At 64.6% G+C, this 25,872-nt stretch carries 23 protein-coding genes; 9 read left to right on the top strand and 14 right to left on the bottom strand.

Annotation, left to right across the window (positions count from 1 at the left end):
- A partial coding sequence (locus XI08_RS05470; protein WP_271573669.1) for a methyl-accepting chemotaxis protein occupies positions 1-1,671 on the bottom strand: 1,671 nt, incomplete at its 3' end.
- A gap of 258 nt (positions 1,672-1,929) precedes the next feature.
- Here XI08_RS05470 and XI08_RS05465 point away from each other — a divergent pair.
- Together XI08_RS05465 and XI08_RS05460 are read left to right on the top strand one after the other, a co-directional pair.
- Positions 1,930-3,096, top strand: a complete 1,167-nt coding sequence (locus XI08_RS05465; RefSeq protein WP_271573668.1) for an FIST N-terminal domain-containing protein — start codon at positions 1,930-1,932, stop codon at positions 3,094-3,096.
- A 5-nt stretch (positions 3,097-3,101) separates the two neighbouring features.
- Complete coding sequence (locus tag XI08_RS05460; protein ID WP_271573683.1) at positions 3,102-4,451, top strand: hybrid sensor histidine kinase/response regulator; 1,350 nt, start codon at positions 3,102-3,104, stop codon at positions 4,449-4,451.
- A 190-nt stretch (positions 4,452-4,641) separates the two neighbouring features.
- On the opposite strand, the gene XI08_RS05455 is transcribed toward XI08_RS05460, so the two are convergent.
- From XI08_RS05455 to XI08_RS05430, 6 genes are all read right to left on the bottom strand, one after another.
- Positions 4,642-5,337, bottom strand: a complete 696-nt coding sequence (locus XI08_RS05455; protein ID WP_271573667.1) for a response regulator — start codon at positions 5,335-5,337, stop codon at positions 4,642-4,644.
- Positions 5,337-5,477 carry a hypothetical protein gene (locus tag XI08_RS05450; protein ID WP_271573666.1) on the bottom strand — a complete coding sequence of 47 codons (141 nt, stop codon included), beginning with the start codon at positions 5,475-5,477 and terminating at the stop codon, positions 5,337-5,339. The genes XI08_RS05455 and XI08_RS05450 overlap by 1 nt, the downstream gene beginning before the upstream one ends.
- Positions 5,474-6,160, bottom strand: a complete 687-nt coding sequence (locus XI08_RS05445; RefSeq protein WP_027546743.1) for a response regulator transcription factor — start codon at positions 6,158-6,160, stop codon at positions 5,474-5,476. Before XI08_RS05445 ends, XI08_RS05450 begins: the two co-directional genes overlap by 4 nt.
- Before the next feature lie 138 nt (positions 6,161-6,298).
- The gene (locus tag XI08_RS05440; protein ID WP_271573665.1) at positions 6,299-7,474 is read right to left on the bottom strand and encodes a c-type cytochrome; all 1,176 of its coding nucleotides are present in this window, start codon (positions 7,472-7,474) and stop codon (positions 6,299-6,301) included.
- 137 nt (positions 7,475-7,611) lie between these two features.
- Positions 7,612-9,327: a PQQ-dependent methanol/ethanol family dehydrogenase gene (locus XI08_RS05435; RefSeq protein ID WP_271573664.1), complete on the bottom strand. Its 1,716-nt coding sequence runs from the start codon at positions 9,325-9,327 to the stop codon at positions 7,612-7,614.
- A gap of 440 nt (positions 9,328-9,767) precedes the next feature.
- A complete protein-coding gene (locus XI08_RS05430) occupies positions 9,768-10,211 on the bottom strand; it encodes an SRPBCC family protein (protein ID WP_271573663.1) in 444 nt (147 codons plus the stop codon).
- A gap of 517 nt (positions 10,212-10,728) precedes the next feature.
- On the opposite strand from XI08_RS05430, the gene XI08_RS05425 reads away from it, so the two are divergent.
- The 4 genes from XI08_RS05425 to XI08_RS05410 all read left to right on the top strand — a co-directional run bounded on the left by XI08_RS05425 (position 10,729) and on the right by XI08_RS05410 (position 15,889).
- A complete protein-coding gene (locus tag XI08_RS05425; protein WP_271573662.1) occupies positions 10,729-11,214 on the top strand; it encodes a (2Fe-2S)-binding protein in 486 nt (161 codons plus the stop codon).
- A gap of 83 nt (positions 11,215-11,297) precedes the next feature.
- On the top strand, positions 11,298-13,640 hold the full coding sequence (locus XI08_RS05420) for a xanthine dehydrogenase family protein molybdopterin-binding subunit (RefSeq protein ID WP_271573661.1): 2,343 nt from the start codon (positions 11,298-11,300) through the stop codon (positions 13,638-13,640).
- Between the two features lie 134 nt (positions 13,641-13,774).
- Positions 13,775-14,575 (top strand): FAD binding domain-containing protein, encoded by an 801-nt coding sequence (locus tag XI08_RS05415; RefSeq protein WP_271573660.1) that lies wholly within the window; start codon positions 13,775-13,777, stop codon positions 14,573-14,575.
- 207 nt (positions 14,576-14,782) lie between these two features.
- Positions 14,783-15,889 (top strand): CaiB/BaiF CoA transferase family protein, encoded by a 1,107-nt coding sequence (locus XI08_RS05410; RefSeq protein ID WP_271573659.1) that lies wholly within the window; start codon positions 14,783-14,785, stop codon positions 15,887-15,889.
- A gap of 189 nt (positions 15,890-16,078) precedes the next feature.
- Here the strand turns inward: XI08_RS05410 and hppD are convergent, their stop codons facing one another.
- On the bottom strand, positions 16,079-17,197 hold the full coding sequence (gene hppD, locus XI08_RS05405) for a 4-hydroxyphenylpyruvate dioxygenase (RefSeq protein WP_271573658.1): 1,119 nt from the start codon (positions 17,195-17,197) through the stop codon (positions 16,079-16,081).
- A gap of 121 nt (positions 17,198-17,318) precedes the next feature.
- Here hppD and XI08_RS05400 point away from each other — a divergent pair, with 121 nt between their 5' ends.
- Both XI08_RS05400 and XI08_RS05395 read left to right on the top strand, forming a co-directional pair.
- The gene (locus tag XI08_RS05400; protein WP_025576029.1) at positions 17,319-17,798 is read left to right on the top strand and encodes an Lrp/AsnC family transcriptional regulator; all 480 of its coding nucleotides are present in this window, start codon (positions 17,319-17,321) and stop codon (positions 17,796-17,798) included.
- A gap of 71 nt (positions 17,799-17,869) precedes the next feature.
- Positions 17,870-18,181, top strand: coding sequence for a DUF1272 domain-containing protein (locus XI08_RS05395; RefSeq protein WP_271573657.1), 312 nt, complete (start codon positions 17,870-17,872; stop codon positions 18,179-18,181).
- A 121-nt stretch (positions 18,182-18,302) separates the two neighbouring features.
- On the opposite strand, the gene fahA is transcribed toward XI08_RS05395, so the two are convergent.
- The 5 genes from fahA to XI08_RS05370 form a co-directional block, all read right to left on the bottom strand.
- Positions 18,303-19,574, bottom strand: a complete 1,272-nt coding sequence (fahA, locus tag XI08_RS05390; RefSeq protein ID WP_271573656.1) for a fumarylacetoacetase — start codon at positions 19,572-19,574, stop codon at positions 18,303-18,305.
- Positions 19,575-19,683: 109 nt separating this feature from the next.
- Positions 19,684-21,030 (bottom strand): homogentisate 1,2-dioxygenase, encoded by a 1,347-nt coding sequence (gene hmgA / locus XI08_RS05385; RefSeq protein WP_271573655.1) that lies wholly within the window; start codon positions 21,028-21,030, stop codon positions 19,684-19,686.
- A gap of 2 nt (positions 21,031-21,032) precedes the next feature.
- Positions 21,033-21,989: an MBL fold metallo-hydrolase gene (locus XI08_RS05380; protein ID WP_271573654.1), complete on the bottom strand. Its 957-nt coding sequence runs from the start codon at positions 21,987-21,989 to the stop codon at positions 21,033-21,035.
- A gap of 24 nt (positions 21,990-22,013) precedes the next feature.
- The gene (locus tag XI08_RS05375; protein WP_271573653.1) at positions 22,014-22,238 is read right to left on the bottom strand and encodes a DUF2783 domain-containing protein; all 225 of its coding nucleotides are present in this window, start codon (positions 22,236-22,238) and stop codon (positions 22,014-22,016) included.
- Between the two features lie 22 nt (positions 22,239-22,260).
- Positions 22,261-23,919, bottom strand: a complete 1,659-nt coding sequence (locus tag XI08_RS05370) for an FAD-dependent oxidoreductase (RefSeq protein ID WP_271573652.1) — start codon at positions 23,917-23,919, stop codon at positions 22,261-22,263.
- Between the two features lie 110 nt (positions 23,920-24,029).
- Here XI08_RS05370 and XI08_RS05365 point away from each other — a divergent pair, with 110 nt between their 5' ends.
- Positions 24,030-24,572, top strand: a complete 543-nt coding sequence (locus XI08_RS05365) for a MarR family winged helix-turn-helix transcriptional regulator (protein ID WP_271573651.1) — start codon at positions 24,030-24,032, stop codon at positions 24,570-24,572.
- A 109-nt stretch (positions 24,573-24,681) separates the two neighbouring features.
- On the opposite strand, the gene XI08_RS05360 is transcribed toward XI08_RS05365, so the two are convergent.
- Positions 24,682-25,488: an N-acyl homoserine lactonase family protein gene (locus tag XI08_RS05360; RefSeq protein WP_271573650.1), complete on the bottom strand. Its 807-nt coding sequence runs from the start codon at positions 25,486-25,488 to the stop codon at positions 24,682-24,684.
- Positions 25,489-25,872: the final 384 nt, after the last annotated feature.

The following is a 25,872-nucleotide window of genomic DNA, read 5'->3' as shown; positions in this document are numbered from 1 at the left end:
CGCCAACGACTTCACTTCGCTGGCAACCACGGCAAAGCCGCGGCCGGCTTCACCAGCGCGGGCGGCCTCGATGGTGGCGTTGAGCGCCAGCAGGTTGGTCTGCTCGGCGATCGCGGTGATGAGCTTGACCACTTCGCCGATCTGCTGGGCGGCATGCGAGAGCTTGCCGATGCGGCTGTCGGTCTCCTTGGCCTGCACCACGGCGGCCTCGGCGATACGGCTGGAATCGCGCACCTGGCGTCCGATCTCCTCGACCGAGGCCGAGAGCTCTTCCGTCGCGGTTGCAACCGACTGCATGTTGCTGGAGGCCTGCTCGGAGACACCGGCGACCTGGCTCGACAGGCTCTGGGTGGTCTCGGCGGTGCGGGTCAGCGTGGACGCTGCCGATTCGAGCTGCACGGCCGAGGCGGAGACGTTGGAGACGATGGCGCCGACCGCGCTCTCGAAGTCGTCGGCAAAACGGATCAGCTCGGAGCGGCGGGCGGTCGCCAGTTCCTTGTTCTGGGCTTCGCTCGCGGCAGCATCGCGCTCGGCCTTGGCGACGGCCTGAACCTTGAACTCCTCGACTGCGCCGGCCATCTCGCCGATCTCGTCCTTGCGGCCGAGGCCCGGCAGCACCACGTCGAAATTGCCCGAGGCCAGCTCGCGCATCGCCTTGCACATCGCGATCATCGGGCGCGAGATGCCGGTGCCGAGCAGGAAGGCGAGAACCGCGCCGAGCAGCGTGCCGCCAACGGCGAGCATGAGGACCAGTTGCTCGGTCTGCCCGATGGTCGCTTCCGATTCGGAATCCAGCCGCTGCTGTTCGGCGACGAGGTCCGCCTTCATGGCGGTGGCTCCTTGCAGGATTGCGCCGGCCGAGCCGCTCATCTCGGTCACGAGATCATCGACCATCTTGGCGTTGGCGATCAGCTTCTCCAGCGCGTCGCGATAGGCCGCAAGCAGCGCCTTCGCATCCTTCAGGCCGGCGACGACCTTGTCGTCCATGGAATAGATCGCGCCCAGCGAGTTCTCGACGAACTTCAGTCGCGCCAGCGCGCTTGTCGCCACCGCCTGATCGGAGTTGAGGATGAAATTGCTCGCGGCGGCACTCGCGGTCTGGAACTGGGCGTTGACCTGCTTGGTGCCGAACTCGATCGCCTGGGCCTCCGCGTCGGAGGCGTTGTTGCCGATGTCGTCGAGCTTGTACTTCAGGAGGTTGGCATTGCGCTGAAGCTGGTTCTGGACCAGGAGCGCGCTGTCGCGCTTGGCTTGCAGGATCTTTGCAAACGTCGCCGAGAAGTTGGAGAACTCCTTGGCGAGCTTGTTGAGACTCTCCTGCCGCGCCGGCCGCTTGGCGCCCTTGATCGCCTGGTCGATCGCGTTCTTGAGGCCGGCCTCGGCATCCAGCGCCGCCTTGGCATCATCCTCTTTGCCTGTGACGACGAAGTACCGGGCGGACGAACGATAGGCGAGCAGCTCGCGGTCGATGTTGCGGGCGAGGTCGGCCTCGGAAACGCTGGTGCGGTAGGACCCGACCCCGGACGACACCCGCTCGAAGCCGAAATAGGCGAAAGCCATGCTGCCGGCGGAGATCACCAGCACAGCGGCAAAGCCCAGGATGATTTTGGCGCGGAACCTGAGGGTCGGAAATATGGTGCGCTTAGACGGCGACGCGATACGCCCGGACATTCCCACCCCCACCCTATGTTCTTGCAACGATCACGCGGCCCGGAAGCAGCCCTTTCCGAACGCGTGCGGAAAATTAAGGCAGAAACGTCAAGGGGTGGTAAATCCGTCCGGCCTGCACCCCGGGTGGAGAGAGTCTCCGCCCCCACGGGCGCGTCCAGCCTTGCCGGGCCGAGGGGCGCGTGTTGCGGCTAACCGGAAAACGCCTTATTCTCTGAAGACTTGGCGTAAGACCAGGCTGGTCCTCGAGGGAGAAACGGAGTGGGGCAAACCGATTTTCGGTTTGGCGGTGCGTCTGGCGTTGCCGTTGCCAAATCGAAGGCTGCGAGCGTCGATGAAGCCGTGGCCGAGCTCGCCGCCCAGCTCCCATCCGACGAGCTGGCGCTGATCCTGGTCTTCCTCTCGCCCAGCTACGACCCCCATCAGTTCATCGCCGAGATCACCCGGCAATTCGACGAGACTCAGGTCTGCGGTTGCACGACCGCGGGCGAGCTCGCGCCCGACGGCTGGGACGAGAACAGCGTCGTGGCGCTGGCGTTCAGCCGTGCCGACTTCTCGGCCGCGGTGCGGCCCATTCTCAACCTCGACGGCTTCCGCGTCGAGGACGGCCGCAGGATCGGCGGCGAGCTCCGGCACGAGCTGTTGCGGGTCACCCCGCAGGTCGATCGCGGCAATCCCTTTGGCCTGGTGTTGATCGACGGCCTGTGCCGCCGCGAAGAGGCGGTGATGTCGGCGATCTATGCCTCGCTCGACGACATTCCTGTCGTCGGCGGGTCCGCGGGCGACGGGATGCGCTTCGAGAAGACCTGGGTGTTCTGCGACGGCAAGGCGCACACCAATGCCGCCCTCCTGATCCTGTTGAACACCTCGCTGCCGTTCCGGGTATTCAAGTGCGACAATTTCGAGCCGAGTCCGCAGAAGATGGTGGTCACCGAAGCCGACATCGAAAATCGAACGGTCAGGGAGCTGAACGCGGAGCCTGCGGCCCAGGAATATTCGCGCATGGTCGGGATCCTGGACGCCAAGCTCGATCCGTTCTCCTTCGCGTCCCACCCCGTGCTGGTGCGCGTCGGCGGCGCCTATTACGCGCGGTCGATCCAGCGCGTCGAACCGGACGGCTCCTTACATTTCTTCTGCGCCATCGACGAGGGCATGGTGCTGACGGCGGCGACGTCGCGCAGCCTGGTCGGCTCGACCTGCGACACCTTCACCGAGATCCGCGACCAGATCGGAGAGGTCTCGCTCTATATCGGCTTCGAGTGCCTGCTTCGCCGGCTCGACGCCGAGCAGCATCAGCTCGCCCGCGACATGTCCGACCTGTACCGGCAGAACCGGGTCGTCGGCTTTCATACCTATGGCGAGCAGTTCGGCTCCATGCATGTGAACCAGACCTTCACCGGCGTTGCGATCGGAAGGCGCCCGTCGTGACGGACATGTGGCAGGGCCCCGATGCGGTCGACCAGCTGCGTCGCGAGGCGGCGAAGCTGAAGAAGATCAATGCCGCGCTGATGTCGCGCGTCGAACGCTCGATGGACCAGCAGCTCAACGCCTTTTCATTGTTCGAAACCGCCATTGCGCTCGACCACAAGGTTCGCGACCGGACTCACCAGTTGCGCGAGGCGCTGCATTCGGTCGAGCGCGCCAACGAGGGGCTCTACCGCGCCAAGCAGCAGGCCGAAGCCGCAAGCTCGCTGAAATCATCGGTGCTGATCTCGGTCACCCACGACCTGTTGCAGCCGCTGAACGCGGCGCGCCTGACGCTGTCGGCGCTGACCGAGATGATGGAATCGCAGGAGGCGGGCCTGCTCATCGACCAGGCCGACCGCTCGCTGCTGATGCTGGAGGACCTGCTGCGGTCGCTGCTGGAGATCGCAAAGCTCGACGCCGGCGCGCTCAAGCCCGACGTGCGCGCGATTGCGCTGGCGCCCCTGTTCCAACAGCTCCGCAACGAATTCGAGCCGGTCGCGGCGCGGCAGGGTCTTTCCCTGCGCATCCGCACCTCGCCGCGCGCGGTGAGGTCGGATGCGATGATGCTGCGGCGGATCCTCCAGAACCTGCTTGCCAATGCCATCCGCTATACCCGCAGCGGCGGCGTCGTCATGGGATGCCGGCTGAAGGGCGACCACATCTGCATCCAGGTCTCCGACACCGGGCCTGGAATTGCACAGGCGCAGCAGCAGGCAATCTTCCGCGAATTCCAGCGCGGCGAGGCAACCGCGACCGACCAGGCCGGCTTCGGGCTCGGCCTCTCCATCGTCCGCCGTTTCGCAACCGTGCTCGGGCACGAGGTGCGGCTGTCGTCGCAGGTCGGCAGGGGATCGACCTTCACCCTGGAGCTGGAGCCGGCCGACCTCGCGGAGGTCAGCTACGAGGTGCACGAGATCAAGCTCGCCGAGCGGCACTATAGCGGGCTCGAAGGCGCCAAGATCCTGCTGATCGAGAACGACCCGAACGGCTCGGAGGCGATGGCCGCGCTGCTGGAGGGATGGGGCTGCGACGTCGCGACCACGCGCTCGGCCGCGGATGCGCTGCTGCGCCTCAGCGAGCTCGGCGGCGCACCCGATGCCGTGATCGCCGATCTCCACCTCGATCACGGCGAGAGCGGCCTGTCGGCCATCGCCGACGTCCGCCGGCACCTGAAGCTCGACACGCCGGCCATGATCATCACGGCCGACTACTCCGAAAAGGCCGCGAAGGAAGCGAGCCTCCACGGCCTCGAAGTGCTGAAGAAGCCGATCAAGCCCGCCGAGATGCGGGCGCTGCTGTCGTTCCTGCTGAGCTGACCTGCGCGGATGGTCTTCGCTTCGCCCCGCTTGCGGCGGGGCGAGCGCGCATGGCTTCCAATCAAAATGGCGAAAACAACCCCATGCACAGTACCGGTAGCGTATTACATTTCATCAAGACCATGACTTACAAGCGAAATCAGAAAACGGAGTGTCCTCAATCCGAAGGACAAAGCAGGAGAAAATCGCCTCACTGCTGGTCCGGCCTGGCCCGCTCGCGCCTGGCCGCGGTGTCTCCGGCTGCCAGCGTCGCGAAATCGATTCTGGACATTTCGACGATCGCCTTGGTGCGGCTGAGCACGTTGAGCTTGCGCAGGATGTCGGAGACGTGGACCTTCACCGTGGTCTCCGAAATCTTCAGCTCATAGGCGATCTGCTTGTTTTGCAGGCCGCGCTTGAGCATTTCGAGCACGCGCAATTGCTGCGGCGTCAGCTCGTGCAGGCGCTTCAGGAGATCCTGCGCGGGGTCGGACGCACGCAGCGGGCGGACCAGTCCGCGATAGGCGGCGGGAACACAGACCGAGCCGCGCAGCACCTCGCCGATCGACTGTGCCAGATCCTGCTTGGACGACGATTTAAGGATGTAGCCGGACACGCCGAGCGACATTGCGCCGGACATGATCTGCCGATCCTGATACCCGGAGACGATGACGACGGGAATTTTGGGAAACGCCTTGCGGATGCGGATGATGCCCGAAAGACCCGTCGTGCCCGGCATCGACAGATCGAGCAGGATCAGGTCGAACTCGGCGGCCGCCGCGACCTGTTCCAGCGCGCCGTCGATCGACGTCGCCTGAACAATATCGGCCGCAGGCGCCACCATCCGGAGCGCGCTTTCGAGCGCCTCGCGAAACAGCGGATGATCTTCGACGATCAGAAATCGCATCAGGTACGAGCCATTCTGAAGACCTTGCTGAAGACCGTGCCCAGGATGCCGCCGGGGCCGGCGTCGAATTGCACGCGTTGAGAATGACTCAGCAGAGACACGCCGGCTTGATCCAGGTCAAGAATGACACCGCGCGTCATTGCGACCTGCCGCGATCGATCCGCGCATGAGGCCGGCTGCGCGGATCGGGCAGCTCCATCTTGCCGATCTCGATGATCGCCTTGTTGCGGCTGAACAGGCCGAGCTTGCGCAGGATCTCGGTGATATGCGCCTTCACCGTGGATTCGGCGAGCTGAAGCTCCTGGGCGATCTGCCGGTTCGGATAGCCGCGACGCAGGAGGTCGAGCACGCGCAGCTGCTGCGGCGTGAGGTCGCGCAGCTTGACCTCGAGCCCGTTGCCGGCATCGGCCCGCCGCCGCTTCGGCGTCGCCACGAAATCCTTTGGCACCGACACCGATCCGCTCAGCACGCCCTCGATCGATTGTGCCAGCTCGCGCTTCGACGTCGACTTGGGCAGATAGCCTGCGGCGCCCAGCGCCAGCGCCTCGCGGACGACATGCTGGTCCTCCTCGCTCGACACGATGGCGACGGGCAGGCGCGGATAGGCCTCGCGCAAGCGCAGAAAGCCGGAGAAGCCGGTCGCATCCGGCAGCGAGAGGTCGAGCAGCGCGAGGTCGATGCCCTGCCCGGCCGACAGGATATGCAGGGCATCCCCGATCGACATCGCTTCGAAGATCTGCGCCTCCGGCAAGGCCAGCCGCACCGCATTGCCGAGCGCCTCGCGAAACAGCGGATGATCGTCGATGATCAGGAAGCTGGTCATGGCGCCTTCCCAACACTGCAACGCACGCGCATCGACCACGACAGCGGAAGCGGCACATTCATGCGATAGCCGTCCGGCGCCGGGATGATGCCGGACGGACGCTACCACATCCTCCCGATCGCGTTCGGTCAAGATCGTTCAGTCGTTCGATTCGGACTGGACCGTCAGCAGGAAAGAGAAGATGTGGTCGAACTGGTCGTCGGTGAAGACCTCTTTCCAGGCCGGCATGCCCTTGGTCGGCCGTCCCTCATGCACGGTCGTCCAGTACTTCTCGCGCATCTCGTCGCCGTAGCGGTGACGCAGCAGCCGCAGGTCGATCTTCCGCTCGCTCTGGACCGCGTCGGGACCGTGGCAGTGCGCACAGGTTCCGTTGAAGATCTCCTTGCCGGAGCCGACGGCCTCGGTGCCCGGCGCGGCCGCGTCGCCCTTGGTCTCGGTCGCCACCACACTGGCGGTCTGCGTCGCACCGGGTCCGGTCCCGGTCGTCGTTCCCGCCGGCATCGCCCGGGTCGCCCCGAAGCGCGCCGGCTGGCCGGTCGGCAGGCCATATTTCACCGCGAGCGCGCCGATCGTGCTCTGAAGCTGCGGCAGGACGGCATCGACGCGGTCACGCAGCTCGGTGGACGTCTTCGCAAAGCCGATCGCCGCATCCCATGACAGGCCTTCGCCCTCGGTGAGCTGGATCTGATAGCGATCGCCGTAGCTGGTCTTGTTCAGCCAGCCGGCGACAGGGCCCCAGATGAAGGCGACGTCGGCCTTGCCCTGATCGAGCGCCTGCATGCCTTGCTCGGGCGACAGCACCGTCACCTTCTGGATGTCGTCGCGGCTGGCGAGCAGGTTTTGCGGCGTGCTCGCGAACTGCACCGCGACGCGCTTGCCCTTGAGGCCGTCGACGCCATCGAGCGCCTGCCCCTTGGCGGCCACGAGGGCATAGCCCTGCTTCGCGAACGCGTTGGAGAAGATCACCGCCGGTCCCATGAAATCCTCGGACCGCGGCAACCCGATCATGGCGTCGCATTGCTTGCCGAGCAGCGTGACGCGCACGGTGCGCTTGCCGAAATAGGATTTGTACCAGTCGTAGGCGACCGGCCGGCCGAGCGCCTGCGCCAGGGCCTGCCCGATCTCCACATAGAAGCCCGGCTGCGACGGACTATCGCTCGAGAACGGAAGATTGGTCGGATCGGCGCAGAGACGGAGCGGCTGGGCTTCGTCTGCGTGCAGCGAGGCCGGAATGATCAGCGCGGCGGCAGATGCGAGCAGGCCTGCGATGGCGCGATTTCGGCTCGCACCGATGCCAGAATGATTCGGACGCATCCTCGTCTCCCATAGCTTTGTTGGGCCAGAATTCTGTCGAGCCAGGCGCTGCGGCACCAGGCATCGGCCGATGCCGCAGCCAAGGTTTGGAAAAAGCGCGCGCGTATCCGTCACCTCGAGGATACGCGCGCGAGTGGTCACTGGACGGAGAACACGAAGAGCGAACCGCCCTCGGGAGCTGCGGCCGTCATCTTCTTCCCTACCTCGCCCAGGAACGCAGGCAGCGCAGCCGTGCGGCCGACGACGATGGCGACATATTGCTTGCCGTCGACCTGGTAGGTCACCGGACCTGCGCCGATGCCGGAGCCGAGATTCTTGCTCCACAACACCTTGCCGGACCTCGCATCGATGGCACGGAAATCGCCATGAATGTTGCCGGCAAACACGAGGCCACCGCCGGTGGTCAGCGTACCGCCGTTGAACGGCAGGTCTTCCTTGATCGACCAGACCTTCTTCTGCGCGACCGGATCCCAGGCCACGAGCTCGCCGAGGAAGCCGCCGGGGCCTTCCTTGGTCGGGAATTCGGCGCCGAGATAGAACACACCGCGCTTATAGGCGACATCGGAGACCGACCAGTCCATGCAGACATTGTTGGACGGGATGTAGACGAGGCCGGTCTGCGGGTTGAACGACATCGGCTGCCAGTTCTTGCCGCCGATCAGGTTCGGGCAGATGTCTTTGGCGGGATGGTTCGGCCCGGGACGCTTGTCGGGATCCTCGACCGCGCGCATCGTGGCGATGTCCCACTTCTTGGCCCAGTTGGAGAACACGTATTTCTCCGCCGAAAGCACCTTGCCGGTCTCGCGGTTGGCCACGAAGAAGTACCCGTTGCGATCCGCCTTCATCAGCGCCGGAACGGTGCTGCCGCCGATCTTCAGATCCGCGAGCACGGCTTCGTTGACGCCGTCATAGTCCCAGGCATCGGCCGGTGTGGTCTGGATGTGCCACTTGATCTTGCCGGTGTTGGGATCGAACGCCACCGTCGAGGCGGTGTAGAGGTTGGTCAGCTTGCCGAAATTGCCGTCGCCGGTCGAGCGCACCGCCGTGTTCCACGGGCCGGGATTGCTGGTGCCCCAATAGACCGTGTCGCTCTTCGGATCGTAGGAGCCGACCAGCCAGGCCGCGCCGCCGCCATGCTGGGCGGAGTCGCCCTTCCAGGTGTCGCCGCCGGGCTCGTCCGGCGAGGGAACGGTGTAGGTCTGCCACAGCTGCTTGCCGGTGTTGATGTCGAAGGCCTGGAGCGAACCGCGCACACCGTACTCGCCGCCGCCGAAACCGGTGATGACCTTGTCGCGCACGACGAGCGGCGGCGAGGTGATGACCGAACCCTGCTTGTAATCGACCACCTTCGTCGTCCACAGCGCCTTGCCGGTCGCGGCATCGAGCGCCGTCAGCTTGCCGTCGAGGCGGCCGACGAAGATCTTGCCGTCGGCATAGGAGACGCCGCGATTGTTCACGTCGCAGCAGGCGTATTGCAGCACGTCCTCGGGAATATCGGGCTCGTAGGTCCACTTGCGCACGCCGGTGGCGGCATCGAGCGCGTAGACGTATTTCGGGCCCCAGGAGCTCGAAACATAGAGCGTGTTGCCGACGACGATCGGCGAGGACTCGTTCGAACGGAGCGAGGCCAGCGAGAACGAATAGGCGAGCGTCAGCTTGCCGGCGTTCTCGGTGTTGATCTGCTTCAGCGGGCTGAAGCGCGTGTTGCCGTAGTCGTGGCCGGCAACGGCCCACTGGTTCGAATCGGATTGCGCCTTGAGCAGGGAGTCGTTGGCGCGAACGCCTGACATGGCGGTAGCCAGCATCGCAACCATCGAGATGCCAGCCAAGAAGCCCTTCGTTCCAAAGGTCATGTATTCCCTCCGTGATGTTGTTGTGCACGCCATGTTAGGCGCCTGAGCGCGCTGCGCTCGTGATGCGCAGTTCGTCTGCGAGCCATCGTTCGAAATTACAGCATCGCCTTTTCGCGCTTAGTATAGGCGGAAGGTAGTAGTGCAAATCATTGGCGGCTTTCGCCGCTCATCTCCTTGTCCGGGCTTGCGTCTTGCCCTTATTTTGCAGCTCGAAATGCGCCATCGGATTTGGGCAGCATCGCGCCGCAATCCGATTCGTCCGGTCCACTCAGCGCAGTAGGGTGGGCAAAGCGACTTGTCCGCCGCAGCTCGAAGAGCGAAGGCGGAAGCGTGCCCACCTCTTCTCTCGCAATCGTGGATTGGTAAGTGGTGGGCACGGCGCAACAGCGCCTTTGCCCACCCTACAAGTTCGCGTCAGGACGCCGAGGACGACGCGCTGGTCACGATGATGGCGCTACCACCGCCGCAAAGTTTTCGAAGAAGTTCGCGGCAAGTTTCCGCGACGTCGAGTCGATCAACCGCGCGCCGAGCTGTGCGAGCTTGCCGCCGATCTGCGCGTCGGCCTCGTAGTGCAGGACGGTGACGTCAGGCGATTCTTCCTCCAGCCTGACCTTCGCACCGCCCTTGGCAAAGCCTGCGACGCCGCCGGCGCCTTCGCCGACGATGCGGTAGCCGTTGGGCGCATCGATATCGGTCAGCGTCACCTTGCCGCTGAAGGTCGCCTTCACCGGGCCGACCTTCAGCACCACGGTCGCAATCATCTCCGCCGGCGATGCCATCTCGAGCGATTGGCAGCCGGGAATGCAGCGCCTGAGAACATCGGGATCGTTGAGCGCAGCCCACACCTTGGCTTTCGACGCCGGGATACGCTGACTGTCGTTCATCTGCATCGCTTCCACCCTTTTGACCGTTGCTTGTACGGCTCGACTAGGGCGGCGCCCGGCTGCGATCAATCGCCAGGAAGTACTAGGTCGTCCCGGCCGACGCGGCTTGCCGCCGGCACCGGGCCAGCCCAGCTTCGCTGCATTGCCGCGAACAAAATCAATGACTTAGCTTGCCTACGTCTACTACCAAGATCGCGATTACAACGGCGTGAGCGCGTGCTCCTATTCGTCGCAACGAACAAGACATCAAAGGGAGAAAACGACGCGCGGGGAGCGCCGACGTCCAGGGCCAGCGCTTCGCGCTGGCGGTCGAACCCAGGCCGCCATCGACGAAGCGGAGATCGCAAGGTCGCGCCACGCACTGGCGGCGGCTCGGAACATCGCGGCCGAATCGCGCACCTGCGACAAACGTCACGATGACCTTTCCATGACGCACGTCCCCCAAAATCCCAGTTGCAAAGTTCCGTTCGCGCTGTCTCTAATTAGAATAACTACAAACATTCGGGAGGACTTCACCGTGTCTACAGTCAAACTGACAGTGAACGGCAAGGCCGTTGCTGTCGACGTCGAGGATCGCACGCTGCTGGTCCATCTCCTGCGCGATCACCTCAACCTCACCGGCACCCATGTCGGCTGCGACACCAGCCAGTGCGGCGCTTGCGTCGTGCACATGGACGGCCGCGCAGTGAAATCCTGCACCATGCTGGCGGGACAAGCCGACGGCGCCAGCATCACCACCATCGAAGGCATCGCCAAGGGCGACGAGCTGCACCCGATGCAGGCCGCCTTCCGCGACAATCACGGCCTGCAGTGCGGCTATTGCACGCCGGGCATGATCATGTCGGCGATCGACATCGTGCAACGCCACGGTAGCCAGCTCGACGAGGCCACCGTCCGCCAGGAGCTCGAAGGCAATATCTGCCGCTGCACCGGCTACCACAACATCGTCAAGGCGGTGCTGGATGCGGCCGGACGCATGAAGGTTGCGCAGGCGGCCGAGTAAGGCCGCCCGCCTCGAACGAAGACCACCACTGCGGCTTTCGATGGAAAGCGCAGTCAAAATAATTCCGGTCGGGAGGACCAGACATGGGTGTTGAAGGTATCGGCGCGCGAGTCGTGCGCAAGGAAGACAAGCGTTTCATTACCGGCAAGGGCCGCTACGTCGACGACATCAAATTGGTGGGCATGACCCATGCCCATTTCATCAGAAGCCCGCACGCGCACGCCAAGGTGAAGAAGATCGACTCGTCCGCTGCGCTGAAGATGCCGGGCGTGGTCGCGGTGCTCACCGGACAGCAGCTGGTCGACGACAAGGTCGGCAACCTGATCTGCGGCTGGGCCATCACCTCCAAGGACGGCAGCCCGATGAAGATGGGCGCATGGCCGGCGATGGCGCCGGAGACGGTGCGCTTCGTCGGACAGGCCGTCGCGGTCGTGATCGCCGACAGCAAGAATCTGGCGCGCGACGCGGCGGAAGCTGTCGTCGTCGATTACGAGGAACTCCCCGCCGTCGCCGACGTCCACGCCGCGATCAAGGCCGGCGCGCCGCAGCTTCACCCTGAAGCGCCCGGCAACCAGGTCTATGACTGGGTGATCGGCGACGAGGGCGCCACGGATGCGGCTTTCGCCAAGGCCGCCAATGTCGTGAAGCTCGACGTCACCAACAACCGCCTCGCGCCGAACGCGATGGAGCCGCGCGCGGCGATCGCCGATTATGATGCCGCGGAAGAGCATTTCACGCTCTATACGACGTCGCAGAACCCGCACGTCGCCCGCCTCGTGCTGTCGGCGTTCTACAACATCGCCCCCGAGCACAAGCTGCGGGTGATCGCGCCCGACGTCGGCGGCGGCTTCGGCTCCAAGATCTTCATCTATCCCGAGGAGATGGTGGCGCTGTGGGCCTCGAAGAAGGTCGGCCGTCCCGTGAAATGGACCGGCGACCGCACCGAGGCCTTCCTCACCGATGCGCATGGCCGCGACCATGTCACCCATGCCGAAATGGCGTTCGACGCCAGCAACAAGATCACCGGCCTCAAGGTGAAGACCTACGCCAATTTCGGCGCCTACATGTCGCTGTTCTCCTCGTCGGTGCCGACCTATCTCTACGCGACGCTGTTGTCGGGCCAGTACAACATCCCGGCAATCCATGCCGAGGTGATCGGGGTCTACACCAACACCACGCCGGTCGACGCCTATCGCGGCGCGGGCCGCCCCGAGGCGAGCTATCTGATCGAGCGGCTGATGGAGACGGCCGCGCGGCAGCTGAAGGTCGATCCGGCCGCACTGCGCCGGACCAACTTCATCACCCAGTTCCCGCACCAGACGCCCGTGATCATGGCCTACGACACCGGCGACTTTAACGCCTCGCTCGACGCGGCGATGAAGGCGATCGACTATGCCGGCTTCGCTGCGCGCAAGGCCAAGGCCAAGGCGGACGGCAAGCTGCGCGGCATCGGCGTGTCCTGCTACATCGAGGCCTGCGGCATCGCGCCGTCGAAGGCCGTCGGCAGCCTGGGTGCCGGCGTCGGTCTTTGGGAATCCGCCGAGGTCCGCGTCAACCCGGTCGGCACGATCGAGATCCTCACGGGCTCGCACAGCCACGGCCAGGGTCACGAGACGACGTTCTGCCAACTCGTCGCGGAGCGCCTGGGGGTTCCGATCAGCCAGGTCTCGATCGTCCATGGCGACACCGACAAGGTGCAGTTCGGCATGGGCACTTACGGCTCGCGCTCGGCGGCCGTCGGCCTCACCGCGATCCTGAAGGCCATGGAGAAGATGGAGTCCAAGGCCAGGAAGATCGCCGCCCATGCGCTGGAAGCGTCGGAAGCCGACATCGTCATCGAGAACGGCGAGTTCAAGGTGACCGGCACCGACAAGGCGATCGCCTTCCCGATGGTCGCGCTCGCGGCCTACACCGCGCACAACCTGCCTGACGGGATGGAGCCGGGCCTGAAGGAAAGCGCCTTCTATGACCCGACCAACTTCACCTTCCCGGCCGGCACGTATATCTGCGAGCTCGAGGTCGATGCCGGCACCGGCAAGACGAGTTTCGTCAACTTCGTCGCCGCCGACGATTTCGGCCGGCTGATCAACCCGATGATCGTCGAGGGACAGGTCCATGGCGGCCTCGCCCAGGGCATCGGGCAGGCCCTGCTCGAGCACGCGATCTACGATGCCAATGGCCAGCCGGTCACGGCCTCGTTCATGGACTACGCCATGCCGCGCGCCGACGACCTGCCCTCGTTCAACCTCTCCCACACCACGACCCTGTGCCCGGGCAATCCGCTCGGCATCAAGGGCTGCGGTGAGGCCGGCGCGATCGGCGCCTCTGCGGCCGTGATCAATGCGATCACGGATGCGATCGGCAAGAACAACCTGGAAATGCCCGCAACCCCCGACCGGGTGTGGCGCACGATCCACGCGGCTTGACCACCATCGTCATTCCGGGGCGACGCGAAGCGTCGAACCCGGAATCTGGAGCTACGAATTCAACCTCGAGATTCCGGGTCTGCACCTTCGGCGCATCCCGGAATGACAGAGAAAAGATTTCAGGAGCATCAAAGATGTACCAGACAACCTATCATCGCGCTTCCTCGGTCGACGAAGCCGTCAGCCTGTTCGGCAAGAGCAGCGAGGCAAAATTCCTCGCCGGTGGCCAAACGCTGCTGCCGGTCATGAAGCAGCGCCTCGCCAGTCCCTCGGACGTGATCGACCTCGGCAAGATCAAGGACATGATCGGGGTCGAGGCCTCCGGCGACACGCTGACCATCAAGGCCGCCACGCCGCATTACGACGTCGCGACCAGCGACACCGTGAAGAAGGCGATTCCGGCGCTCGCCTATCTCGCGTCGCTGATCGGCGACCCCGCCGTGCGCTACCGCGGCACGATCGGCGGCTCGCTCGCCAACAACGACCCCGCCGCGGATTATCCGGCCGCGACGCTGGCGCTCGGCGCCACCGTGAAGACCAACAAGCGGTCGATCTCGGCGGAGGATTTCTTCAAGGGCCTGTTTACGACGGCGCTCGAGGACGGCGAGATCATCACCGCCGTGTCGTTCCCGGTTCCGGCGAAAGCGGGCTACGCGAAATTCCCGCATCCGGCCTCGCGCTTTGCGCTGACCGGCGTGTTCGTCGCGCAGACGAAGTCGGGCGAGATCCGCGTCGCCGCGACCGGTGCCTCGCAGAGCGGCGTGGTGCGGGTGCCCGCGATCGAGGCCGCGCTGAAGGCGAACTGGTCGCCGTCGGCGATCGACGGCGTGACGATTTCGGCGAGCGGACTTCTGTCCGATATCCACGGCACGTCAGAGTACCGCGCCAACCTCATCAAGGTGATGGCGCAGCGCGCGGTGGCGGCGTCCGGCTGACGATGCCGCTCTAGCGACTGAACACAAATTTTCCGCGGCGCGCAGAAATGCGCGCCGCTTTTATTATGCGCCCATGCATGAAAACCGCTTGCCTCGCTGGCGGGAAGGCGAGAAAAGTTAATCAGCCAATTAACTCGCCCCCAAGAGCAACGTCAGAGGCGTTTGCCGGATCATCGGCATTTGCCCGCGACCCGAGGAAACAACAACGTGCTCGACAAATCAGCCCCCACCTCGTCCGTCCGCTCCTCCGGTCCGCTCTCCGGCTTCCGCATCGTCGAATTCGCCGGCATCGGGCCCGGCCCGTTCGCCTGCATGATGCTGGCCGACATGGGTGCCGACGTCGTCACGCTCGACCGTGTCGGCGCCAGGAAGAGCATGAAGTCGGTGGCCGGGCGCGGCCGCAAGGTGATCGAGCTCGACCTCAAGGACAAGGCGGCGATCGCGGAGGTGCTCGACCTGCTTGCCAGCGCCGATGCGCTGGTCGAAGGTTTTCGTCCCGGCGTGATGGAGCGACTCGGGCTCGGCCCTGACATTGTGCTCGCGCGCAACCCAAAGCTCGTCTACGGCCGCATGACCGGCTGGGGCCAGGAAGGCCCGCTCGCCAACGCCGCCGGCCACGACATCAACTACATCTCCATCACCGGCGCGCTCGCCGCGATCGGCACCAAGGAAGCACCGGTGCCGCCGCTCAATCTGGTCGGCGATTTCGGCGGCGGCGCGCTCTATCTCGTCGTCGGCGTGCTCGCGGCGCTCCTCGAAGCCTCGAGGTCCGGCAAGGGCCAGGTGGTCGACGCGGCGATGTGCGACGGCGCGGCGTCGCTGATGTCGTTCTTCTTCGACATGACCACGATCGGCCGCTGGACCGAAGGGCGCAACCAGAACTTCCTCGACGGCGGCGCGCATTTCTACGGTGTCTACGAATGCGCCTGCGGCCATTTCGTCTCGATCGGTTCGATCGAGCCGCAATTCTACGCGCTGCTGCGCCAGCACGCGGGCCTCTCCGACGCCGATTTCGACGCGCAGATGGACCGCAAGGCCTGGCCGGCGCTGAAGGAAAAGCTGAAAGCCGTGTTCAAGAGCAAGACGCGCGAGGACTGGTGCAAGATCATGGAAGGCACCGACATCTGCTTCGCGCCGGTGCTGACCATGTCGGAGGCGACGCAGCATCCGCACATGGTCGCCCGGCAGGTGTTCGTCGAACGCCACGGCGTGAAACAGCCCGCGCCGGCGCCGCGATTCTCACGCACACCATCCGCGGTGCGCGAGCCGGAGGGCGCGGAGATTGGTGCGGTGACGAAGGCGTGGCAGAGGTAGAGTCTCCGCCGCCGCACCGCACTCCGCCGTCGTCCCGGCGAAGGCCGGGACCCATAACCACAGGATGTGGTTTTGCGAAGACTAGGAGTTACCAGCCGCGCGCCACAACTTCTCCCTGGGGTTATGGGTCCCGGCCTTCGCCGGGACGACACCTGTTGTGACGCTGCAGTCTGGCTAGAAGTGCGAGCCCTACGCCGCGTCATCCACCTTCAGCACGCCGCGCCGGATCTGGTCCTCCTCGATCGATTCGAACAGGGCCTTGAAGTTGCCCTCGCCAAAACCGTCGTCGCCCTTGCGCTGGATGAACTCGAAGAAGATCGGGCCGATCGCGTTGGCGGAGAAGATCTGGAGCAGCACCTTGGTCTGGCCGCCGTCGACGACGCCTTCGCCGTCGATCAGGATGCCGTTCTTCTGAAGCCGCGCGACGTCCTCACCATGCTTCGGCAGGCGCGCGTCGATCCGCTCGAAATAGGTGTTTGGCGGCGACGGCATGAAGGGCAGGCCGGCTTCGCGCAGGCCTTCGATGGTGGGGTGGATGTCGCGGCAGCCGCAGGCGATGTGCTGGATGCCCTCGCCGCGATAGATATTCAGATATTCCTCGATCTGGCCGGAATCGCCGGCGTCCTCGTTGATCGGAATCCGGATCTTCCCGTCGGGGCTGGTCAGCGCGCGCGAGAACAGGCCGGAGGCGCGGCCCTCGATATCGAAGAAGCGGATCTGGCGAAAGTTGAACAGCTTTTGGTAGAAGCCCGTCCACACATCCATGCGGCCGCGATGGACGTTGTGGGTGAGGTGGTCGAGATAGAACAGGCCGGCACCAGCCGGCTTGGGATCGCGCGCGCCAAGCCATTCGAACTCGGCGTCGTAGGCCGAGCCCTTGGCGCCGTAGCGGTCGACGAAATAGAGCAGGCTGCCGCCGATGCCCTTGATCGCGGGCACGTCGAGCGTCTTCTGCGCCGATGACACATCCGCGGGCTCGGCGCCGAGCGCGATCGCGCGGTCATAGGCCGCCTTCGCGTCGACGACGCGAAACGCCATCGACGGGGCACAGGGACCGTGCGCGGCGACGAAATCATAGCCGTGGGTGCCGGGCTCCTCGTTGACGAGATAGTTGATGTCGCCCTGGCGATAGACCGTGATTGCCTTGGTCTTGTGGCGCGCGACGGGCGCGTAGCCCATCAGCTTGAACAGCGCGTGCAGCTCGCCCGGATTGGGATGTGCATATTCGACGAACTCGAACCCGTCGGTGCCCATCGGATTGTCGGCGGTGATGGTGGCCGGCGGTGCATCGTGCGGAAACGGACCCATGCTGCTCTCCCAAATGGCTGCTGGGAGGAACTATCCTTCATGGGACGCGCAAGAGGCGTGCAAACGGGACGCCTTTTGGCTATCATATGCATGATCTGTGCATCAAATGGATAAAACGCGCATGATTTCGGTGGACGCTTTCGACCTCAAGATCCTCGGCGCGCTCCAGGACGACGGCCGCCTCACCAACCAGGAGCTCGCCGATCTCGCCGGTCTCTCGGCCTCGCAATGCTCGCGCCGGCGGATGCGGCTGGAGGAGGAGAAGGTGATATCGGGCTATCACGCCGATCTTTCCAGCGAGGCACTCGGCTTCGGGGTGATCGCCTTCATCCAGGTGGGGCTCGCGACCCACTCGCCGGACAATTCCAAGCGGTTCCGCGCGCTGGTCAACCGCATCGACGAGATCCAGGAGGCCTATTCGCTGACGGGCGATGCCGATTACGTGCTGAAAGCCGTGCTGCGCGATTTGAAAGGCCTCTCCAACCTCGTCAACGACGTGTTGATGCCGCACCAGAGCGTGGCGCATGTCCGCTCCTCGATCGTGCTCGACCGGCTGAAGGAGAGCACGCGGCTGCCGCTGAGGGAGCTGAAGCCTGGCTGAAATCGAGGGAACTACGGCATTCGCGCGTCACGCACCGTCTGCGATGATCCAGCCGATCCGGAGATTCGACCATGGCCCTCCAGCTTCGACCGAACTGCGAATATTGCGACCGCGACCTGCCGCCCGATGCAACGGATGCGCGGATCTGCTCCTATGAATGCACGTTCTGTGCGGACTGCGTCGAGACCAAGCTCTCCAACGTCTGCCCGAACTGCGGCGGCGGCTTTGCCCCGCGCCCGATCAGGCCGACGCAGGAATGGCGGCCAGGCGTATGCGTGACGAAGCACGCGCCGTCGGACAAGCGGGTGCATTTGAAGTACAGCGCGGAGGATGTCGCGGCGCATTGCGCGCGGATCCGCGACGTGCCGCCGGAGAGGCGGTGAGCTGCTTCCACATCGTCATTGCGAGCGCAGCGAAGCAATCCAGACTATCTCCGCGGAGACAGTCTGGATTGCTTCGTCGCTTCGCTCCTCGCAATGACGGAGTTTGTGGCGACGACGGAGTTCACTCCGCCGCCAGAATCGTCCCCTCGACCGCGCCAAAGCCGACGCGATAGCCGTTGCCCTGGCACCAGCCGCGCATGACGAGGCTGTCGCCGTCCTCCAGGAACGAGCGCTTGATGCCGCCGGGCAATTCGACCGGCTCGGTGCCGTTCCAGCTGATCTCGAGCAGGCTGCCGCGCTGGTTCTTCTCCGGGCCGGAGATGGTGCCGCTGCCGAGGAGATCGCCGACGTTCATGGCGCAGCCCGAGGAGGCGTGGTGCATGAGCTGCTGCACCGACGACCAGTACATGTACTTGAAATTGGTGCGGCTGATGCCCGTGGGCGCGTTCGCGCCGCCGGGCCGCAACGAAACATCGAGCTCGATGCTGTAATTCTGCGGCTTGGCCTGCTTGAGATAGTCGAGCGGCGCCGGCTCCTGCTCCGGCCCCTTCAGGCGGAACGGCTCCAGCGCCTCGCGCGTCACCACCCACGGGCTGATCGAGGTCGCAAACGCTTTTGCCAGGAACGGACCGAGCGGCACGTACTCCCATTGCTGGATGTCGCGCGCGCTCCAGTCGTTGAGCAGGACGAAACCGAAGATCATCTCTTCGGCCTGGCTCTCAGTAAGCATGCCGCCCATGGCTGAGGGCTGGCCGACCACGACACCCATCTCCAGCTCGAAATCGAGCCGCTTGCATGGCCCAAAGCTCGGCACGTCGACATTCGGCGGCTTCAACTGCCCGCGCGGGCGCTTCACGCTGGTGCCGGAGACCACGACGGTGGAGGCGCGGCCGTTATAGGCGATCGGCATATGCAGCCAGTTCGGCTGGAGCGCGTTGTCCTTGCCGCGGAACATAACGCCGACATTGGTGGCGTGCTCCCTGGAGGAATAGAAATCGGTATAGCCGGAGACCGCGAACGGCATGTGCAGCCTGGCATCGCGCATCGGCACCAGGGCCTGCTTGCGCAGCTCCTCATTGTCGCGCAGCTCCGGATGATCCGCGCGCAAGAGTTCGCTGATCCGCGCCCGCGTCTTCGCCCAGACCTTCGGCCCCAGCGCCATGAACGGATTGAGCGAGGGCCCGGAGAACACGCCGAGCGCGCCAACATCGAGACGCGAGTCCTGCTCGATCTCCCAGAGATCGAGCACGTAATTGCCGATCGCGACGCCGACCCGCGGCGTCGGGTTGGCCGCGGTCGAGAACACGCCATAGGGCAGGTTCTGGATCGGGAAGTCGGAGGCGGGATCGACGTCGATGAAGGAGCGGAGGCTGGGGTCGTTGGGGTGGGGCACAGGAGTCTCCAATCAGATAGTCGTCATGCCCGGGCTTGACCCGGGCATCCATCATTTCGAAGAGGGATGGATCGCCGGGTCAAGCCCGGCGATGACGAGCAACAAAACGTCACGGCTTGTTCGGATCGAACCGCTTCTCCAGGCCCTTCCAGCAATCCGCGTAATCGTCCTGAAGCGTCGACGAATTCGCAGCATGCGCGGTGACGCGCTGTGGGTAGCGGGTCTCGAACATGAAGGCCATCGTGCCGGTCAGCTTCACCGGCTTCAATTCGCCATTGCTGGCATGCTCGAACGCGTCGCGGTCGGGGCCGTGCGGCAGCATGCAATTGTGCAGGCTGATGCCGCCGGGGACGAAGCCTTGCGGCTTGGCGTCGTAGACGCCGTAGATCAGGCCCATGAACTCGCTCATGATGTTCATGTGGTACCAGGGCGGCCGGAAGGTGTTGTCGGCGACCATCCAGCGCTCCGGGAAGATCACGAAATCGATGTTCGCGGTGCCCGCGGTCTCCGACGGCGAGGTGAGCACCGTGAAGATCGAGGGATCGGGATGGTCGAAGCCGATCGCGCCGACGGGAGAGAAGGTGCGCAGATCGTATTTGTACGGCGCGTAATTGCCGTGCCAGGCGACGACGTCGATCGGCGAATGGGCGAGCTGCGTCTTGAACAGCGCGCCGCCCCATTTCACGTAGAGCTCGGTCGGCGTGTCCTTGTCCTCGTAATTCGCCACCGGGGTGAGGAAGTCGCGCGCATTGGCGAGGCAATTGGCGCCGATCGGGCCGCGCTCCGGCAGCGTGAAGGCGCCGCCGTAATTCTCGCAGAGATAACCGCGCGCCGGCCCGTTCGGAATCTCGACGCGGAACTTGACACCGCGCGGAATCACCACGATCTCGCCGGGCTCGGCGTCGATGCGGCCGAATTCGGTGACGAGCCGCAGATTGCCCTGCTGGAGCACGAACATCAGCTCGCCGTCGGCATTGTAGAAATGCTGGTCCACCATCGACCTGGTGATGAGGTAGACATGCGCGGCCATGCCGGCCTGCGTGTTGACGTCACCGGCGGTCGTCATGGTCTGCACGCCCTGGAGGAAGGTCATGTCCTCCTTCGGGATCGGCGCCGGGTCCCAGCGCAGCTGCGCGATCGGCAAATCATTCTCGTGGCAGGGCGCCGAGCGCCACAGGCCGGCGTCGGCCTTCTCGAAACGGCCGGAGTGCTTCACCGAGGGGCGGATGCGATAGAGCCAGGAGCGCTCATTGGTGCCGCGCGGCGCGGTGAAGGGCGAGCCCGAGAGCTGCTCGGCATAAAGCCCGTAAGCGCAGCGCTGCGGCGAGTTGCGCCCGATCGGCAGCGCGCCCGGCAGCGCCTCGGTCTCAAAACTGTTGCCGAAGCCGGACATGTAGCCCGGCGTGACCTGGGCCGAGCTGCGGATGATCTGATCGGGCGAGGTATTGATGTTCATGATTATCCTCCTCCTTGCAGGGCGGCCCACATCTCCTGGTCGCGCTTGTCGGTCCAGATCACGGGATCGTCGATCCCCGACGCTTCGTCATAGGCGCGCGACACGTTGAACGGCAGGCAGTGCTCGTAGATGGAGAAGCTGTGGAATTTCGGATCCATCACCTCGCGCGTCGCCGCCATCGATTCCTTCAGCGTGCGACCCTTCGCGACCGAGATTTCGGCTGCGCCATAGAGCGAGGTGACGAAGTCGCGCGTCATCGCGATGGCTTCGCGCACGGTGGCGGTCCCCTTCAGCGCGTCACCGCGGCCCGGCGCGATCGCCCTGGGATTGAAGTTGCGGATCTCGTTCAGCGTCAGCGGCCATTCGCGCAAATGCGCGTCGCCGCAATAGCAGGCCGAGTGATACTCGATGAGGTCGCCGGAGAACATCACTTCCGCATCCGGCACCCAGGCGACGATGTCGCCCGAGGTGTGGCCGGCCCCTAACTGCATCAGGCGAACCTCGCGCTTGCCGAGATAGATCGACATCTCGCCCTCGAAGGTGAGCGTTGGCCAGGTCAGGCCGGGAATGCTCTGCGCATCCTGGAACAGGCGCGGGAAGCGGCCGTATTCGGAATCCCAATCCTGCTTGCCGCGTTCCTCGATGAGGCGATAGGTCTCCTGCGAGGCAACGATGCCCTGCGCCTTGTAGGCAGAGGCCCCCAGCACGCGCACGGCGTGATAGTGCGACAGCACGACATATTTGATCGGCTTGTCGGTGACGGTGCGGACCCGCTCGATGACCTTGTTGGCCATCGCCGGCGTGGCCTGCGCGTCGAACACGAGGCAGCCGTCGTCGCCGACAATGATGGCGGTGTTGGGATCGCCCTCGGCGGTGAAGGCGTAGAGATCGGTGCCGATCTCCGAGAAGGTGATCTTCTTCTCGGCGAGATCGCCGGTGGATGCGAAGTTCTTCGCCATCAAATTCATCCTCAGGTCTTTGGGTTATTGTTGTTGCTGTTGTTGCTGCGCGCCGTCGATCATGCGGCGCTTCGCGAGCCCGATCGCCTCCCGCAGCACGTCGATGTCACCGATATGGTTGGCGAGGATCAGCACCAGCGCCGCGTCGAAATCGGCACTCTGCTCGTCAGTGAAGCCGCGATGCGCTTCGACGATGGCGCGAAAGGCATCGTCAGGCCGCGCGAAGTTGGAGCTGGTTGAAAGCGGCATGCGAATCCTCAATTCAAGCCTTTCAATTCAATCCTTGGGCCCGCGACAACGCGGCCGCGATCGCCGCGCGCGTCGGATGGCGGAAGCGCGCGGCAACGTAGCCATCGGGCCTGAGCAGATAGGCAGCACCCGCCTCGGCGTCGTAGCGCTTTGCGACGAGGCCCAAGGGATCGGCAAGCCCGCCCTCGCCGCCGATGCGGATATCCTTCACGCCCTCGGGCGCGCCGACCTGCGCGCCATTGCTGAACGACAGCAAGGTGAAGTCCGTTCCACCCTTGCGGAATGCATCCGTCAGATAGGCCTGCTCGCCCGCACTCGACGAGACGGGCGCATCGGGCATGGAGCAACCGGGCGACGGTCCGCCGTGCCACGCATCCGCATCGGGCGACGACAGCGACGTATCATAGCTGCACGGCACCGAGAGCCGGCCGCCGTTGACCATGCGCTTGCCGAACTCGGTCTCCTTGGCGAGCGACAGCACCGCCTTGCGCAGCCGCGCCTCCTGGTGCGAGTTCGGCGCCATGAAATCGGTCGAACGGGTCGATTCTCGGATGTTCTCGTCGGCCGCCAGGCTGCGCTCGACATGGTAGCTCTCCAGCAGGCTCGCGGGCGATTTGCCGCGCAGCACGCGATCGAGCTTCCAGGACAGGTTTTCCGCGTCCTCGAGTCCCGAATTGGCGCCGCGCGCACCGAAGGGCGAGACCTGATGCGCGGAGTCGCCGGCAAAGACCACACGGCCATGGATGAAGCGGTCCATCCGCCGGCACTGGAATTTGTAGAGCGAGATCCATTCGAATTCGAACTTGTCGTGGCCCAGCATGCGCGCAATCCGCGGCCGCACGTTTTCCGGCTTCTTCTCGACAACGGGATCGGCGTAGCGATTGAGCTGGAGGTCGATGCGCCAGACGTCGTCGGGCTGCCGGTGCAGCAGCGCCGAGCGGCCGGCATGAAACGGCGGATCGAACCAGAACCAGCGCTCGGTCGGGAATTCCGCCGTCATCTTGACGTCGGCGATCAGGAACTGGTCCTCGAAGACCTGGCCGGCGAACTCGGCGCCAACCATCTGCCGGAGCGACGACCGCGCGCCGTCGCAGGCGACGACATATTGCGCGTGCAGGCGGTAGGCGCCCTCCGGCGTCTCGATCGTCAGCGCGACGGAATCGTTGCGCTGCTCGAGCGCCGTCACCTTGTTGCGCCAGCGCAGGTCGACCTCAGGCAAATCGCTGATGCGATCGACCAGATAGGCCTCGGCATAATATTGCTGCAGATTGATGAAGGCCGGCCGCTTGTGACCGTCTTCCGGCAGCAGGTTGAACTGGTAGAGCTGGGATTCGCCGTGGAAAATGCGGCCGACGCTCCACACCACGCCCTTCTCGACCATGCGGTCGCCGACGCCGAGCCGGTCCCAATATTCCAGCGAGCGTTTCGAGAAGCAGATCGCGCGCGAGCCTTCGCCGATGCGGTCGGCATCATCCAGAAGGACGACGCTCTGGCCACGCTGCGCGAGATCGATCGCGAGCGACAGCCCGACCGGGCCCGCGCCGACAATCACGACCGGATGCTCGGCCGTGCCATGGCCGGGACGATCCTGATCGGGGTGGCGGCGATAGCCGAATTGGGTCTTCGCTTGAAAGGTCTTGGCTTGAACGGTCTTGGCCTGATGCGTATCGACCTGCGCCATGCGCTAACCTCGGCTCTGGTCAGGAGAGGGCTGATCTGCTAGATAGTCTCACGTGCAACTATTTTGGACCGGAGCCGGCCGGCCGTCAACTGGAATTCGGAGCACAAGCCTTGGCGAGAACATCCAGCGATGCGGTGCTGAAGAGACAAGAGACGGGCGAGGCGTCGCCGCGGCCAAAAACACGGCTCGACCTGTTCAAGTTCGTGCCGTTCCGCCTCAACCGGCTTGCGGCGGAGGTGAGTTCCGCGCTCGCGGTCGAGTATCAGGAGCGTCACGGCCTCGACATTCCCGCCTGGCGCGTGATCGCGACGCTCGGCTTCCGCAACGATGCCTGTAGTGCGCAATACATCTCGCAATGCACCCGCACGCACAAATCCACCATCAGCCGCGCGGTGACCATGCTGTTGCACGAGGCGCTGATCGAGCGGGTCGAGAACGAAGCCGACCGCCGCGAATTCCGTCTGCAACTGACGAAGAAAGGCCGCGCACTCTACGAAGAGCTGTTCCCGCAATTGCTGCGGCGGGAGGACGAGATCCTCGCCTGCCTTTCGGCGCAGGAGCGCAAGCAGCTCTCGGCGCTGCTCGGCAAGATCGAACAGAGCCTCGACCTGATCCAAACCAGCGAAGAGGCCGACGCCAAGCAGGCGTATTAGTCTCGCCTGTCATTCCGGGGCGCCGCGAAAGCGGCGAACCCGGAATCTCGCGCCGCAACTTCTGGATTCCGGGTTCGCGCTACGCGCGCCCCGGAATGACGCTACCGCGTCATTTCACAAACGACTTTGACGGCGGCAGATGCAGCGCCCAGGCATCGACCTTGTCGCTGGCACGCGGATAGATCTCCGTCACGATCGGATCGTGGCCGGGAATGAACCTGTCGGGATGGCCGGCGAGACGCTCGATCGTCTCCCAGCCAACCGCCATGTCACCGACATTGTAGACGATCGGGAACGGGCTGCGGCGCTGGAGATTGGCGTAGTAATGCGCGGCGTCGGAGGCCAGCACCACCGGCCCGCGCGCGGTCTCGACCTTGACCACCTGCAAGCCGTCGGAATGGCCGCCGACACGGTGCACGGTGACGCCGGGCGCGATCTCGCCATCACCGGAATAGAAGGTGACACGCTCGCCATAGACATGGCGCACCATCTGCGTGACGTGTTCGACCGAGAATGGATGTCGCAGCAGTCCGTTGCACATGCAGCGGCCGGTCGCGTAGGCCATCTCGCGCTCCTGGAGATGGAAGCGCGCGTTCGGGAAGCGGTCGAGATTGCCCGCGTGGTCGTAATGCAGATGCGTCACGATGATGTCGCGAATACTCGACGCCGCGACACCGAAGCGCTCCAGCGCATCGACCGGATTGAGCGTCAGCTTGCGCGCCCGCGCACTCGCCTCCTCGGCATTGAAGCCGGTGTCGACCAGGATGTCGCGCCCGCCGCCGCGGATCAGCCAGACGAAATAGTCGAGGTCCTGCGCCGCACTGTCATGCGGATCCGGCGCCAGGAAGTTCATGTTGGGGGTGCGCGGCGACATCGTCGCATAGCGCAGTGCGTAGATTTCGTAGGCGTTTCCCATGGTTCTGCTTTTGGTTTTCTTTTTTGTGAGTGGACCTTCGGGGAGGCACGAGCGCACCAAGCCATTGTCCGCCGGAAAGGTCAAACGCCACGCGTGATGCGTGGAGGCCCGCTCCAATGTGAGACCAATCACATTTTCGGCGCCAAGACTCCCGTAAACATGACTCCCCTAACATGGGTCCCCAATCATGGGTGCCCTGACATGGCCGCTGTAATGCCCAACCAGATCGCCTCGAGCCCAACCATGATGGCCGGTTCATTCCCCGCGTGGCGCACCCACGCGTTGCGGTCAATCGTCGCGATAATGCCGAATCTCCAAGCGGTTGACGCCCCCTCTCCGCGGTTTGATAATGCACATTGCGTAAGTTAAGGTCGCCACGGCGCA

It is taken from the genome of Bradyrhizobium sp. CCBAU 11361, from assembly GCF_028128935.1.
Taxonomy (GTDB): domain Bacteria; phylum Pseudomonadota; class Alphaproteobacteria; order Rhizobiales; family Xanthobacteraceae; genus Bradyrhizobium; species Bradyrhizobium niftali.
The sequence above is the reverse complement of the archived record's forward strand: the minus strand, read 5'-3'. Positions and strand labels throughout refer to the sequence as shown.